At 59.1% G+C, this 14,482-nt stretch carries 13 protein-coding genes; 6 read left to right on the top strand and 7 right to left on the bottom strand.

The features are described from left to right. Positions 1 to 4 precede the first annotated feature (4 nt). The 6 genes from ftsL to ilvI form a co-directional block, all read right to left on the bottom strand. Positions 5 to 325: a cell division protein FtsL gene (gene ftsL / locus B3229_RS13730; protein WP_033749477.1), complete on the bottom strand. Its 321-nt coding sequence runs from the start codon at positions 323 to 325 to the stop codon at positions 5 to 7. Beyond that, positions 322 to 1,263, bottom strand: a complete 942-nt coding sequence (gene rsmH, locus B3229_RS13725; RefSeq protein WP_286871518.1) for a 16S rRNA (cytosine(1402)-N(4))-methyltransferase RsmH — start codon at positions 1,261 to 1,263, stop codon at positions 322 to 324. The genes ftsL and rsmH overlap by 4 nt, the downstream gene beginning before the upstream one ends. A gap of 2 nt (positions 1,264 to 1,265) precedes the next feature. Next, positions 1,266 to 1,724 (bottom strand): division/cell wall cluster transcriptional repressor MraZ, encoded by a 459-nt coding sequence (gene mraZ / locus B3229_RS13720; RefSeq protein WP_048781299.1) that lies wholly within the window; start codon positions 1,722 to 1,724, stop codon positions 1,266 to 1,268. A 487-nt stretch (positions 1,725 to 2,211) separates the two neighbouring features. Beyond that, on the bottom strand, positions 2,212 to 3,222 hold the full coding sequence (gene cra, locus B3229_RS13715) for a catabolite repressor/activator (protein ID WP_286871515.1): 1,011 nt from the start codon (positions 3,220 to 3,222) through the stop codon (positions 2,212 to 2,214). A gap of 188 nt (positions 3,223 to 3,410) precedes the next feature. After that, complete coding sequence (ilvN, locus tag B3229_RS13710; RefSeq protein WP_033749472.1) at positions 3,411 to 3,902, bottom strand: acetolactate synthase small subunit; 492 nt, start codon at positions 3,900 to 3,902, stop codon at positions 3,411 to 3,413. A gap of 2 nt (positions 3,903 to 3,904) precedes the next feature. Continuing rightward, positions 3,905 to 5,629, bottom strand: coding sequence for an acetolactate synthase 3 large subunit (gene ilvI, locus B3229_RS13705; protein WP_286871512.1), 1,725 nt, complete (start codon positions 5,627 to 5,629; stop codon positions 3,905 to 3,907). A gap of 728 nt (positions 5,630 to 6,357) precedes the next feature. Here ilvI and leuL point away from each other — a divergent pair. From leuL to leuD, 5 genes are all read left to right on the top strand, one after another. Further along, positions 6,358 to 6,441 (top strand): leu operon leader peptide, encoded by an 84-nt coding sequence (leuL, locus tag B3229_RS21300; protein WP_127908400.1) that lies wholly within the window; start codon positions 6,358 to 6,360, stop codon positions 6,439 to 6,441. A 90-nt stretch (positions 6,442 to 6,531) separates the two neighbouring features. After that, positions 6,532 to 8,088, top strand: coding sequence for a 2-isopropylmalate synthase (gene leuA / locus B3229_RS13700; RefSeq protein ID WP_048785147.1), 1,557 nt, complete (start codon positions 6,532 to 6,534; stop codon positions 8,086 to 8,088). Positions 8,089 to 8,090: 2 nt separating this feature from the next. Beyond that, positions 8,091 to 9,182, top strand: a complete 1,092-nt coding sequence (gene leuB / locus B3229_RS13695; RefSeq protein ID WP_048785145.1) for a 3-isopropylmalate dehydrogenase — start codon at positions 8,091 to 8,093, stop codon at positions 9,180 to 9,182. 4 nt (positions 9,183 to 9,186) lie between these two features. Further along, on the top strand, positions 9,187 to 10,590 hold the full coding sequence (gene leuC / locus B3229_RS13690; protein WP_286871509.1) for a 3-isopropylmalate dehydratase large subunit: 1,404 nt from the start codon (positions 9,187 to 9,189) through the stop codon (positions 10,588 to 10,590). A gap of 2 nt (positions 10,591 to 10,592) precedes the next feature. Next, positions 10,593 to 11,198 (top strand): 3-isopropylmalate dehydratase small subunit, encoded by a 606-nt coding sequence (leuD, locus tag B3229_RS13685; protein WP_286871507.1) that lies wholly within the window; start codon positions 10,593 to 10,595, stop codon positions 11,196 to 11,198. A gap of 177 nt (positions 11,199 to 11,375) precedes the next feature. On the opposite strand, the gene B3229_RS13680 is transcribed toward leuD, so the two are convergent. Beyond that, positions 11,376 to 12,554 (bottom strand): MFS transporter, encoded by a 1,179-nt coding sequence (locus B3229_RS13680; protein ID WP_048785139.1) that lies wholly within the window; start codon positions 12,552 to 12,554, stop codon positions 11,376 to 11,378. 250 nt (positions 12,555 to 12,804) lie between these two features. On the opposite strand from B3229_RS13680, the gene sgrR reads away from it, so the two are divergent. Further along, entirely contained in the window at positions 12,805 to 14,466 is a 1,662-nt protein-coding gene (gene sgrR, locus B3229_RS13675) for an HTH-type transcriptional regulator SgrR (RefSeq protein WP_286871506.1), read from the top strand. Positions 14,467 to 14,482: the final 16 nt, after the last annotated feature.

Raw genomic sequence — 14,482 nt, 5'->3', positions numbered from 1 at the left:
TTCCTTATTTCTGTACCACAATATTTTCCTGGGATGGGTCTACATGCTGTAGCTGCAGCTTCTCGGTGGCGATGCGCTCCACCCGGCTGTGATCGCCCAGCGCGTTCTCCTCAAGGATCAGGTTACGCCATTCAATGTCTAGCGCGTCGCGCTCTAACACCAGCTGTTCGCGCTGCGCGGTCAGCAGACGCGTTTTGTGCGTTGTTGTCACCACCATCACGGCCGACACCAGTACGGCGATCAGCAAAATCAGCGGGATTTTGCCGAACCGCAGCAGATCGCCGCCGATGACGCCGGGCAGACTGTGACGTTCGTTGCCGATCATGCGTCGGTTCTCTCCGCGATGCGCAGAACCGAACTGCGCGCGCGCGGGTTGTCCGCGACTTCCGCGTCGCCCGGCGTCATTTTGCCGAGCAGCTTCAGCTGACGTCCGCCCAGCGCTTTAAGCTGCGCCTCGGTCATCGGCAATCCGGCCGGCACCTGCGGGCCGCGGCTCTGGTCGCGCATAAAACGCTTCACCAGGCGATCTTCCAGCGAGTGGAAGCTGATAATGGAGAGACGCCCTTCGGGCGCCAGCGCCTTTAACGCGCCTTTCAGCGCCTTTTCAATCTCTTCCAGCTCGCTGTTAATCCAGATTCGGATCGCCTGAAAGCTGCGCGTTGCCGGATGCTTGAACTTATCTTTTACCGGCGTTGCCGCCGCAATGACGTCAGCAAGCTCTTTGGTGCGCGTCATCGGCTGTTCACGGTTGCGCTCGACGATGGCGCGCGCGATGCGTTTAGCAAAACGCTCTTCGCCGTAGGTCTTCAGCACGAAGGCGATATCCGCCTCTTCCGCTTGCAGCAGCCATTCGGCGGCGGAGTGCCCGCGCGTCGGGTCCATACGCATATCCAGCGGCCCGTCGCGCATAAAGGAGAAGCCGCGTTCCGCGTCGTCCAGCTGCGGCGACGAGACGCCCAGATCGAGCAGGATGCCGCTGATTTTGCCGCTTAAGCCCAGCTCCTCGACATAGTCGGCCAGCGCGGAAAAGGGGCCGTGCACGATCGAGAAGCGCGGATCGGCGATTTCGGCGGCGGCGGCGATAGCTTGCGGGTCGCGATCGATGGCGATAAGCCGTCCCTGCGGGCCCAGCTGCGACAGAATCAAACGGGAATGTCCGCCGCGACCAAAGGTGCCGTCGATGTAGATGCCGTCTTCCCTGATGTTGAGGCCGTTAACCGCCTCGTCCAGCAGCACCGTGGTATGTTTAAAATTTTCCTGCATAGCTATAGCGACAAGTCCTGCAACCGCTCAGACAAAGGTTCCTGAGCCGACTGTTCTGCGTCAATGTCATCCTTGACTTGTTGATACCAGGTCTGTTCATCCCACAGTTCAAACTTGTTGAACTGGCCGACCAGCATCACTTCTTTCGTCAGGTGCGCGTGTTGCCGAAGGGTATTCGCCAGCAGCAAACGGCCTGCGTTGTCCATCTGACACTCACTGGCATGTCCCAGCAGCAGACGCTGTACGCGTCGTTCAACGGGGTTCATGCTGGATAAGCGAGACAGCTTTTTTTCGATGATTTCCCATTCGGGCAGGGTATAAAGCAACAGGCATGGCTGATGAAGGTCGATGGTACACACCATCTGCCCTTGAGATTCCCCGATCAGCGTTTCGCGATAGCGCGTTGGTACGGCCAGTCGCCCCTTGCTGTCGAGATTGACTAACGTTGCTCCACGGAACATGCCAGTCTTCCCCTCAGCTCCCCATTTTCACCACTTTACCCCACTTTTTACCACGCCACGAGTTTACGGAGGCGATGAAATCGTTGTCAAGCCGAAGCGCGGCGGGAATATAACTATTTACAAGGGGTGATTTCGCTGATTGAAAAGCAGCAAACGGGGCAAAAGGTCAATTTTAAAAATTAACCTGATGAATAATGGAATAAAAACCACGACGCTTTAGAAAATGCTTAAAAATAAGCCTGACGACCTGCGCTAATATTCTTCACTATTTCTGAGACAGGGGCTGCATTTTAGGGGAGTTCCGAAAGCGGTGCCTGCCGCTTCAGGCGGGTCAGGAGTGCGCGCCAGCCCAAAGAAATGGACATTTAACAATCACATCGCTGCTAATTTGTTAGATGAGATGTCGCAGCTTTACGCTTTTTTACCCTAAAAAATGATGATTATTAATACGCGAAAATTTAAGGGCAGCGGTATTGCTGCCCTTCAACTATTTAACTTTGCGGCTGAGCTGACCGCGACGAAATAAATTTCGTCGAATACGCGTTAATCCCGGTTTCGGTTTTCGTGGTTCATCAAGCGAAGCCAGAACTAACTCCAGCACGCGCTCCGCCACGTCGCGGTGGCGCTGCCCTACCGCCAGCACCGGACACTCTAAAAAGTCCAGTAATTCGTGGTCGCCAAATGTGGCGATCGCGAGGTCGGTCGGCAGGCGTCCGTCACGTTTTAACGTCACGTCCATCACGCCCTGTAGCAGACCGAACGAGGTGGTGAAGAGCGCTTCCGGCATATCGTGATCGTCAAGGTACTTCTCAAACAGCGCCGCCGCCGCCGTGCGCTCGAAGCTGTTGCAATAGATATAGTCGATGGGGCGCGAATCCTCTTTCCAGGCGTCGCGGAAACCCATTTCGCGCAGAAAGCTGACGGAAAGCTCCGGCAGCGCGCCGAGAAACAGCACGTTTTTCACCGGCAACTGACGCAATTCAGCCGCCAGCGTGAAGGCATCGTCCTGATCGGCGCCGACGACGCTGGTGAAGTGTTCACGATCCAGCGCGCGGTCCAGCGCGATAATGGGCAGCGGATCGTTGATCCAGCGCTGATAGAAAGGATGCTCAGGCGGCAAAGAGGTTGAAACGATTATCGCATCGACCTGACGCTGCAGCAGATGTTCAATGCAACGCATTTCATTGTCGGGCTGATCTTCCGAGCAGGCGATCAGCAGCTGATAGCCGCGCTGCCGCGCCTGACGTTCAAGATAGTTGGCGATGCGGGTATAGCTGGTGTTTTCCAGATCGGGGATCACCAGGCCGATCGAGCGCGTACGGCCGGCACGCAGGCCCGCCGCCACGGCGTTGGGGTGGTAGTTATGCTCACGCACCACCGCCATCACTTTCTCGACGGTTTTTTCGCTGACACGATACTGCCGCGCTTTGCCATTGATGACATAACTGGCCGTGGTGCGCGACACGCCTGCCAGGCGCGCGATTTCATCCAGTTTCACGATAACTCCATACTTCACGGCGAGCCGCGTTGCGGCAGATGTCCGCAACTAAGCTAAGGGTAACTCGTTTGTAACATCTAACAGCAGAACTTCGCGCTGAGCAACCGCTTTTCTTAGCGATCTCCGCATAGCGCATAAAATAAAAAAACCCGACATTACGCCGGGTTAGAGACTGTCACCTTGAGCAATTACCGCATAATGCGATCGCCGCGCGACACGCCGACGATGCCGGAACGCGCCACTTCAACGATTTCCGCCACTTCGCGCACGGTATTCAGGAAGGCGTCGAGCTTGTCGCTGGTGCCCGCCAGCTGAACCGTGTACAGCGTCGGCGTCACGTCGATAATCTGACCGCGGAAGATCTCCGCGCTGCGCTTCACCTCTTCGCGGCCGTAACCGGTGGCCTGAAGTTTCACCAGCATGATTTCGCGTTCGACATAGGCGCCCTGCCCCAGCTCGCTGACGCGCAGCACATCCACCAGCTTGTGCAGCTGCTTTTCAATCTGCTCCAGCACCTTTTCGTCGCCGACGGTCTGGATGGTCATACGCGACAGAGTGGGATCGTCGGTCGGCGCGACGGTCAGGCTCTCGATGTTATAGCCGCGCTGGGAAAAGAGGCCCACCACGCGAGACAATGCGCCGGATTCGTTCTCCAGCAGAACCGATAAAATACGACGCATATTTATGTCCTCTCCGTTTTGCTCAGCCACATCTCATCCATCGACCCGCCGCGGATCTGCATCGGGTAGACGTGCTCGCTGCCGTCGACGGTGACGTCGACGAACACCAGCCGCCCTTTCGCCAGCGTATCCAGCGCCAGCTGCAGCTTCTCTTCCAGCTCGGAAGGATGCTGAATCGCGATGCCGACGTGACCGTACGCCTCAGCCAGGCGCACGAAGTCCGGCAGCGATTCCATATAAGATTGCGAATGGCGGCCGGAATAGATCATATCCTGCCACTGCTTCACCATACCGAGCACGCGGTTGTTCAGGCTCAGCACCAGCACCGGCAAATCGTACTGCAGCGCGGTGGAGAGCTCCTGAATATTCATCTGAATGCTGCCGTCGCCGGTCACGCAGATTACCGTCTCTTCCGGCAGCGCCATTTTCACGCCCAGCGCGGCCGGCAGCCCGAAGCCCATGGTGCCGAGCCCGCCGGAGTTGATCCAGCGGCGCGGTTTATCAAAGGGATAATAGAGCGCCGCGAACATCTGATGCTGGCCGACGTCCGACGTCACGTAGGCGTCGCCGTTGGTCAGGCGAAAGATCGTTTCGATCACCGCCTGCGGCTTGATCTTTTCACTGGTGCGATCGAACGCCAGGCATTTACGACTGCGCCAGCCCTCGATACTCTGCCACCAGTCGCGCAGGCTATCGAGATCTTGCTTCGTCTCGCTCTGCGCCAGCAGATCGAGCATCTGCTGCAGCGTCTGCTTCGCATCGCCGACGATAGGAATATCCGCCGCCACGGTTTTCGAGATCGAGGTAGGATCGATGTCGATATGCAGCACCGTCGCGTTCGGACAATATTTAGCCAGGTTGTTGGTGGTGCGATCGTCAAAGCGCACGCCGACGGCAAAGATAAGATCGGCGTTGTGCATCGTCATATTGGCTTCGTAGGTGCCGTGCATGCCGAGCATGCCCACCGACTGCCGATGGGTGCCGGGGAAAGCGCCCAGCCCCATCAGCGAACTGGTGACCGGAATGTTCAGCTGCTCCGCAAGCTGCAACAGCTCTGCCTCGCACGCTGAGGTAATCGCGCCGCCGCCGACGTACATCACCGGCTTGCGCGCGGCGAGCAGCGTATTGAGCGCGCGCTTGATCTGTCCTTTATGTCCCTGAATCGTCGGGTTATAGGAGCGCATGCTCACCGATTCCGGGTAGACATAAGGCAGTTTGTTGGCCGGATTCAGAATATCCTTCGGCAGATCGATCACCACTGGCCCCGGACGCCCGCTGGCCGCCAGCCAGAACGCTTTTTTCAGCACGGTCGGGATCTCTTCGGTGCTTTTCACCAGAAAGCTGTGCTTCACCACCGGACGGGAAATCCCCACCATGTCGCACTCCTGAAAGGCGTCGTAGCCAATCAGCGAGGACGGCACCTGCCCCGACAGGATCACCAGCGGAATCGAATCCATATAGGCGGTGGCGATACCGGTAATCGCATTGGTTGCGCCGGGTCCCGACGTCACCAGCACCACGCCGACTTCGCCGGTCGCGCGCGCCAGACCGTCCGCCATATGCACCGCGCCCTGTTCATGGCGCACCAGTACGTGATCGATTCCGCCGACGGTTTGCAGCGCATCGTAAATATCCAGCACCGCGCCGCCCGGATAACCGAACACCTGCTTTACGCCCTGGTCGATTAACGACCGGACGACCATCTCGGCTCCTGACAACATCTCCATTTTCTGCCTCCAGGCTTGAGGAACTGAATCCACTGACGCTCGCTGTTCCTGCGCGCCACTGGCATCCTGCCCCACGTTCGCCAGTTAAGATCAAAACCTTATGTTTATGCGCAGACGCCGGAACGCCTTTCCGACATCCAGATACAGAGAAATCTGCTTGGTTGATTGTTTTAAGAGTTGGTCGATTACCATAACCGTAGAAAACCTGGCAGGCAAACGTCAGAGTCTGCGCTTATCGTTAAGCCGGCCGTAAAGCCTCTGCGCGATAAGTTAAGCGCGCGAGGAATTATCTAATTCATCGGAAGTTAGGCAGAAGAAAATGCTGAAGACGAAATCATTTTCAGCGGGTTATAAGAAATAATAAAAAATTAATTCCGCCTGCGTCAGCCCACAATTTTCCTGCGAAATTCATTTCTGGCGTTATTAACTCTGAAATAAAGGCGATGCACGACAATGTTCTGCCGCGCAGCGGTAAAACAGTTCTGCGTCAGCGGGCGTAAAAACCCTTAAAAACACCATAAAATCAAAAACATAAATCAAAATTATCGCGACGCGCCGCCTCTTTTGCACGCCATTTCTCCGCTCATTGTCTGTTCCACTGATCTGGCGCGAAATCGCAGAATTATTTCCTTAACGTCCGCCGAAAATACCCTTTTACTTATGGTTGACATCCCGTCACGATTCCAGTACCAATATGTGCAGCACAAAATTTTACGAGGTTCGAATCCATGTTTCATTCATTCCGCCTACTCGGTCTACTACTTAACGCATTCAGTTTGCGCGGTAGACTCGTGGGCAGAATCAAACACTGATTCGAACCTGCTGAAAGTTAAAAACCCGCGCCTTGCGCGGGTTTTTTTATGCTCGTTGCACGGTGAAGTTAACGCATAAGGAAGAATACGATGAGCCAGCAAGTCATTATTTTCGATACCACTCTGCGCGACGGTGAGCAGGCATTACAGGCCAGCCTGAGTGTGAAAGAAAAATTGCAGATCGCACTGGCGCTGGAGCGCATGGGCGTCGACGTGATGGAAGTCGGTTTTCCGGTCTCGTCACCGGGCGACTTTGAATCCGTACAGACCATCGCGCGCACCATTAAAAACAGCCGCGTCTGCGGGCTGGCGCGCTGCGTCGAGAAAGACATCGACGCCGCTTATGAAGCGCTGCGCGTGGCGGAGGCCTATCGTATCCACACCTTCATCGCCACCTCGCCGATGCATATCGCCACCAAACTGCGCAGCACCCTGCCTGAGGTGATCGAGCGCGCGGTGCACATGGTAAAGCGCGCGCGCAACTATACCAGCGACGTCGAGTTCTCTTGCGAAGATGGCGGCCGCACGCCGATCGACGATCTGTGTCGCGTGGTAGAGGCGGCGATCAACGCCGGCGCCACCACCATCAACATCCCGGACACCGTGGGCTACACCCTGCCGGGCGAATACGCCAGCATTATCAGCCAGCTGATCAATCGCGTGCCCAATATCGACAAAGCGATTCTGTCGGTGCACACCCATGACGATTTAGGCATGGCGACCGGCAACGCGCTGGCTGCCGTCCAGGCGGGCGCGCGCCAGGTGGAAGGCACGCTGAACGGTCTGGGCGAGCGCGCTGGCAACTGCGCGCTGGAAGAGGTCATCATGGCGATCAAAACTCGCCAGCAGATCCTGAACGTGCATACCAACATCCAGCATCAGGAAATCTACCGCACCAGCCAGATGGTCAGCCAGATCTGCAATATGCCGATCCCGGCGAACAAGGCGGTGGTCGGCTCTAACGCCTTCGCCCACTCCTCCGGCATCCATCAGGACGGCGTGCTGAAAAACCGCGAAAACTACGAAATTCTGACGCCGGAGTCGATCGGCCTGCACAAAATCCAGCTGAACCTGACCTCGCGCTCCGGCCGCGCCGCGGTGAAACACCGCATGGAAGAGATGGGCTACAAAGAGAGCGACTACAGCCTGGACGCGCTGTATGACGCCTTCCTGAAGCTGGCCGACAAGAAAGGCCAGGTGTTCGATTACGATCTGGAAGCGCTGGCCTTTATCAATAAACAGCATGAAGAGCCGGAACATTTCCAGCTGAACGAATTCAACGTGCAGACCGGCTCCAGCGTCACGGCGACCGCGTCGGTGCAGCTGGGCTGCGGTGAAGAGACCAAAGCAGACGCCGCCACCGGCAACGGCCCGGTCGACGCAGTTTACCAGGCGATCAACCGCATTACCGGCTTCGAAGCCGAGCTGGTGAACTACAAGTTAACGGCGAAAGGGCACGGCGAGAACGCGCTGGGCCAGGTGGATATCGTGGTCAACTATAACGGCCGCAAATTCCACGGCGTGGGTCTGGCGACCGATATCGTCGAATCCTCCGCGAAGGCGATGGTGAACGCGCTGAACAATATCTGGCGCGCCAAAGAAGTCGAAAAAGAATTGCAGCGCAAATTTCAGAAGGAAACGGTGTAACTATGTCTACCTCTTCTCATATCGCAGTATTGCCCGGCGACGGCATCGGCCCGGAAGTCATGGCGCAGGCCCTGAAAGTGCTGGACGCCATTCGTCACCGCTTTGATATGCGCATCACCACCAGCGAGTATGACGTCGGCGGCATCGCCATCGACCGCCACGGCGAACCGCTGCCGCCCGCCACCGTCGCGGGCTGCGAGCAGGCCGACGCGATTCTGTTCGGCTCGGTCGGCGGCCCCAAATGGGAGCATCTGCCGCCCGCCGCGCAGCCGGAACGCGGCGCGCTGCTGCCGCTGCGCAAGCATTTCAGGCTGTTCAGCAACCTGCGTCCCGCCGCGCTCTACCAGGGGCTGGAGGCCTTTTGTCCGCTGCGCGCCGATATCGCCGCGAAGGGTTTCGATATTCTGTGCGTGCGCGAGCTGACTGGCGGTATCTATTTCGGCCAGCCGAAAGGTCGTGAAGGCAGCGGCCCGCATGAGCGCGCCTTCGACACCGAGGTTTATCACCGTTTCGAGATTGAACGCATCGCCCGCATCGCCTTTGAGTCGGCGCGCAAGCGTCGCAATAAAGTCACCTCGATCGATAAAGCCAACGTGCTGCAGACCTCGGTGATGTGGCGCGAAATCGTCAATGAAGTGGCGCAGGATTACCCCGACGTGCAGCTGAGCCATATGTATATCGATAACGCCACTATGCAGCTGATTAAAGATCCGTCGCAGTTCGACGTGCTGCTCTGCTCCAATCTGTTTGGCGACATTCTCTCTGACGAGTGCGCGATGATCACCGGCTCGATGGGCATGCTGCCGTCAGCCAGCCTGAATGAAGAGAGTTTCGGTCTGTATGAGCCGGCGGGCGGCTCCGCGCCAGATATCGCCGGACAGAATATCGCGAACCCGGTGGCGCAGATCCTGTCGCTGTCGCTGCTGCTGCGTTACAGCCTGAATGCGGATGCCGCCGCCGACAGCATTGAGCGCGCCGTCAGCCGCGCGCTGGAAGAAGGCTACCGTACCCGAGATTTGGCCGGTGACGGCCCCGCCGTCACCACGGATGAGATGGGCAGCGTGATTGCCCGCTTTATCGCCGAGGAAAAATAAAATAATGAAAACTTTATACCAGAAGTTATTTGATGCACATGTCGTTCACGAAGCGCCTGACGAGACGCCGCTGCTCTATATCGATCGTCACCTGATCCATGAGGTGACGTCGCCGCAGGCTTTCGACGGTCTGCGCGCCCACGGCCGCAAGGTGCGTCAGCCGTCGAAGACGTTCGCCACCATGGACCATAACGTTTCGACCCAGACCAAAGATATCAACGCCTCCGGCGAGATGGCGCGCATCCAGATGCAGGAGCTGATGAAGAACTGCGCCGAGTTCGGCGTGCAGCTCTACGATCTGAATCACCCGTTTCAGGGCATCGTGCACGTCATCGGGCCAGAGCAAGGCATGACGCTGCCGGGCATGACCATCGTCTGCGGCGATTCGCACACTGCCACGCACGGCGCGTTCGGTTCGCTGGCTTTCGGCATCGGCACCTCGGAAGTCGAGCATGTTTTTGCGACCCAGACGCTGAAGCAGGGTCGCGCGAAGACCATGAAAATCGAAGTGCTGGGCGACGCCGCGCCGGGCATCACCGCGAAGGATATCGTGCTGGCGATCATCGGCAAAACCGGCAGCGCAGGCGGCACCGGCCATGTGGTCGAGTTCTGCGGTCCGGCTATCGAAGCTCTGAGCATGGAAGGTCGCATGACGCTGTGCAATATGGCGATCGAGATGGGCGCCAAGGCAGGCCTGGTCGCGCCGGACGATACTACCTTCAACTACCTGAAAGGCCGTCAGTTCGCGCCGCAGGGCGAGAAGTGGGAGCAGGCGGTAGAATACTGGCGCACCCTTAAGTCGGACGCAGGCGCGCACTACGACGCGGTGGTAACGCTGAACGCTGCCGATATCGCGCCGCAGGTGACCTGGGGCACCAACCCGGGCCAGGTGATCGCCGTGGATGAGCTGATCCCGAACCCGGCCTCGTTTGCCGATCCGGTCGAGCGCGCCTCAGCCGAGAAGGCGCTGGCCTATATGAACCTGCAGCCGGGCATTCGCCTGACTGACGTGGCGATCGATAAGGTATTTATCGGCTCCTGCACCAACTCGCGTATCGAGGATCTGCGCGCCGCGGCGGCTATTGCTAAAGGACGCAAGGTCGCGCCGGGCGTGGTGGCGATGGTGGTGCCTGGCTCCGGCCCGGTAAAAGCGCAGGCGGAAGCGGAAGGTCTGGACAAAATTTTCCTCGAAGCTGGTTTCGAATGGCGTCTGCCGGGCTGCTCGATGTGCCTGGCAATGAACAATGACCGCCTGAATCCAGGCGAGCGCTGCGCCTCGACCAGCAACCGTAACTTTGAAGGTCGTCAGGGCCGCGGCGGACGTACTCATCTGGTCAGCCCGGCGATGGCTGCCGCCGCCGCGGTTTCCGGCCACTTTGCCGATATCCGTGAACTGACAGGAGCATAATCATGGCGAATAAATTTACTCAGCATACCGGCATCGTCGCCCCGCTGGACGCGGCGAACGTCGACACCGACGCCATTATTCCCAAGCAGTTTCTGCAGAAGGTGACGCGCACCGGCTTTGGCGCCCATCTGTTTCACGACTGGCGCTTTGATGACGACGCCGGCACCGTGCCGACCGCCAGCTTTATGCTGAACAAGCCTGAGTTTCAGGGCACCAGCATTCTGCTGGCGCGCGAAAACTTCGGCTGCGGCTCCTCGCGCGAGCACGCGCCCTGGGCGCTGACCGATTTTGGTTTCCACGTGGTGATTGCGCCGAGCTTCGCCGACATTTTTTACGGCAACAGCTTTAACAACCAGCTGCTGCCGGTGCGCCTCAGCGACGAGCAGGTGGACGAGATGTTTAAGCTGGTGGCGGCGCAGCCGGGCATCCGCTTTACCGTCGATCTGGAAGCGCAGACGGTGACGGCGGGCGACAAAGTCTACTCGTTCGAGATCGATAGCTTTCGTCGTCACTGCATGCTGAACGGCCTCGACAGCATTGGCCTGACGCTGCAGCACGAAGCGGCGATTACCGATTACGAACAGCGCCAGCCTGCGTTTCTGAATTAAGGCATAGCTGTTTGCAGATTGGGAGCTAACGCGTGTGGCAGGGTCCGATCGCAAAGTCGCTAAACGCATCCCTGCTCGCTCGGCCCGCACCATCCATGGTGCGGGACGCTTTGCTCTTCGGACCCAGCCACCCGCGCTTTAAGCTTTAGCGCTGCCTGTAAGAAAAACAGTGCCCTCTTAGACGTTCTTCACGCGCGCCGACATGGCGAACGCCGCGACGGCCAGTCCCAGCGCCAGCCAGTACACCGCAATATGCCCGAAGCGCTCGCTCAGCGTCCCCTGAATCACGCCTGCCAGAATCATCCCGGTCGAAATAGAGTTGGTGAACATCGTGGTCGCCGCGCCCGGCCGGCCCGGCATCAGATCCTGAAACCACAGCATGCCGATGCCGGCGATAATGCCGATAAACACCGCGTTAAACAGCTGCAGCGCCATCAGTGCCGTCTGCGAGGCGAACATCGCCAGCCCGGCGTAAAACAGAACGCCCGCCGCCACCGCAATCAGCATCAGGTTGCGCTTGCCGACGCGCTTCGCGTAGTGTCCGGCCAGCAGCATCACAGGGATCTCCAGCCCGGCCGCCGTCCCCATCAGCAAACCCGCCAGCTTCTCCGGCAGGCCAAGCGTGACGCTGATATAGAGCGGCATATCAATGATATACATGGTATTGCAGGTCCACATCGTTACCGAGGCGATAAACAGCAGGCGCACGTCGCGGTCGCGCCAGCCGCTCAGCGGCATGCCGCCGCTCCTCATCAGCGGCTCGGCGCGCGGCACCGACGGCAAGGTGAACTTGATCAACAGGATGCAGACCAGAAACAGCGCGGCCGCCACCAGAAAAAGCGTCACGAAGCCGAAGTTAAGCGCCAGCGCGAACGACAGCGGCGGGCCGATCACCCAGGCGAGCGAAAGCTGCGCGCGCATCACCGAGCTGAACATCACCGCTTCCCGCGCCGACTGGTCAGCATACTCGCGCGCCAGCGCGAAAATCTGCGGCATCGATACGCTAGCCAGCGCCGAGAGCAGCACGCCAAGGGTAATCAGCGTCAGGTAGTGGCGGGTAAAGGCGAACAGCAGCGCGTTGCAAAACGCCATCGCGCAGCAAAAGAGGATCAGCGTACGACGATCGCCGCGGCTGTCGGAGCGCTTCGCCACCAGCATGCTGACCACGATGCCCGCGATGGCGTTGACGGTAAAAAAGAGTCCGACCCACAGGGGACGCGCCTGCACCTCGCGCGTCAGAAACAGACTCAGCGTCGGCGCCTGCAGCGCGCCGGCGACGCCGATCATAAAAGAGGCGGCCATAAAGGCGAGAAAGACCGGATTAATACGGCGCTTCCGGGTTAACAGCGACTTCATAGCGACATCCCTTTGCGGTGGCGAGAGCAGGAAAAACAGGAGAAAGGATTCTAGCGCAACAGAAAAAAGCCAGCAGGAAAATCTCTGCTGGCGGTGTAATTGCACCCTACTCAGAAAAGATCCCGCCGCAGCGGCATCATGGTCGAGCGCCATTCCAGGCGGAATGCCTCCCGCTCTTCCAATAGCGCTAAGTTTGCCCTTAATATGAGGCAGGAAAAACTGAGCGCTTTTCACAGGGAGTTCCTCTTTTATGTCCTCATCACGCCTTAAACAGCAGTTCATTCGCCTGTGGCAAAGCTGCCGGGGGGAAAGCCAGCTGGTCACGCTCAGCGAGCTGGCCGAACGGCTGCACTGCTCGCGTCGCCATATGCGCAACCTGCTGAATGCGATGCAGGAGGCGGGCTGGCTCACCTGGCAGGCCGAGGCGGGACGCGGCAAGCGCTCGCAGCTCAGCTTCTGCTACACCGGGCTGGCGCTGCAGCAGCAGCGCGCCGAGGATCTGCTGGCGCAGGATCGTATCGATCAACTGGTGCAGCTGGTCGGCGATAAGGCGGAAGTACGCCAGATGATCCGCGCCCATCTCGGCCGCAGCTTCCGCCAGGGCAAACATATTCTGCGCGTGCTCTACTATCGCCCGCTGCTTAACCTGCTGCCCGGCTCGCCGCTGCGCCGCTCCGAAACGCATCTGGCGCGGCAAATTTTTAACGGCCTGACGCGCATAAATGAGGAAAATGGGGAAGTCGAGGCGGATATCGCCCATCACTGGCAGGCGATATCGCCGCTGCACTGGCGTTTTTACCTGCGCCCGGCGATCCGCTTTCATCACGGCCGCGAGCTGGAGATGGCGGACGTCACGTCGAGCCTGGAACGCCTGCGCCCGCTGCCGCTCTTCTCCCATATTCGACGCATCGATTCGCCTGCCTCCTGGACGCTGGATCTCCATCTCAGCGAACCGGACGACTGGCTGCCTTGGCTGCTCGGCAGCGTCAGCGCCATGATTCTGCCGCGCGAATGGCCGCAGATGCGCGACTTCGCGCGACATCCCGTCGGCACCGGCCCCTATCGCGTGGTGCGCAACCAGCAGAGTCAGCTGAAGATCGAGGCGTTTGACGACTATTTCGGTTTTCGCGCGCTGATCGACGACGTCTCAATCTGGGTACTGCCGGAGATCAGCGACGAACTGGTCTACTCCGGCGTGCGTCTCCAGGGCGCCGCCGAGGATGAAAAGTCGGAAGAGAGCCGCCTTGAAGAGGGCTGCTATTTTCTTCTGTTCGATCAGCGCTCCGCCCTGGGACGCGATGCCGACGTCCGGCGCTGGCTCTGCCATTTGCTGAATCCCATCGCGCTGCTCAACTATGCCGAGGCCGGCTATCAGCGCTACTGGTATCCCGCTTACGGCCTGCTGCCGCGCTGGCACCACCGTCGCGACCTGACGCCGGCGACCAGGCCGCCCGGTCTGGAGAGCCTGACGCTGACCTGGTACAGCCAGCATGTCGAGCATGAGGGCATCGCCAGCGCGCTGCGCCCGCTGCTGGCTGCGCACAACGTGCGGCTGATTACCCGCGCGGTCGACTATGAAACCTGGCATCAGGGCGAGGCGGAAAGCGACGTCTGGCTCGGCAGCGTCAACTTCACTCTGCCGCTGGAGTATGCGCTGTTTGCCCAGCTCTACGAGATCCCGCTGCTGCATCACTGTTTGCCGCTCGACTGGGAAGAGGACGCCGCGCGCTGGCGGCGCAAAGCGCTGCCGCTCGCCGAATGGAGCAAGCGGCTGCTCGACGCGGACGGTTTGCATCCGCTGTTTCATCACTGGCTGCTGCTGGAAGGTCAGCGCAGCATGCGCGGCGTGCGGCTCAATACGCTCGGCTGGTTCGACTTTAAATCCGCCTGGTTCGCGCCGCCGACGCTGTGACGCTTTCCCCCTGGCG

It is taken from the genome of Pantoea sp. UBA5035, from assembly GCF_002415245.1.
Classification (GTDB): Bacteria; Pseudomonadota; Gammaproteobacteria; order Enterobacterales; family Enterobacteriaceae; genus Pantoea; species Pantoea septica.
The sequence above is the reverse complement of the archived record's forward strand: the minus strand, read 5'-3'. Positions and strand labels throughout refer to the sequence as shown.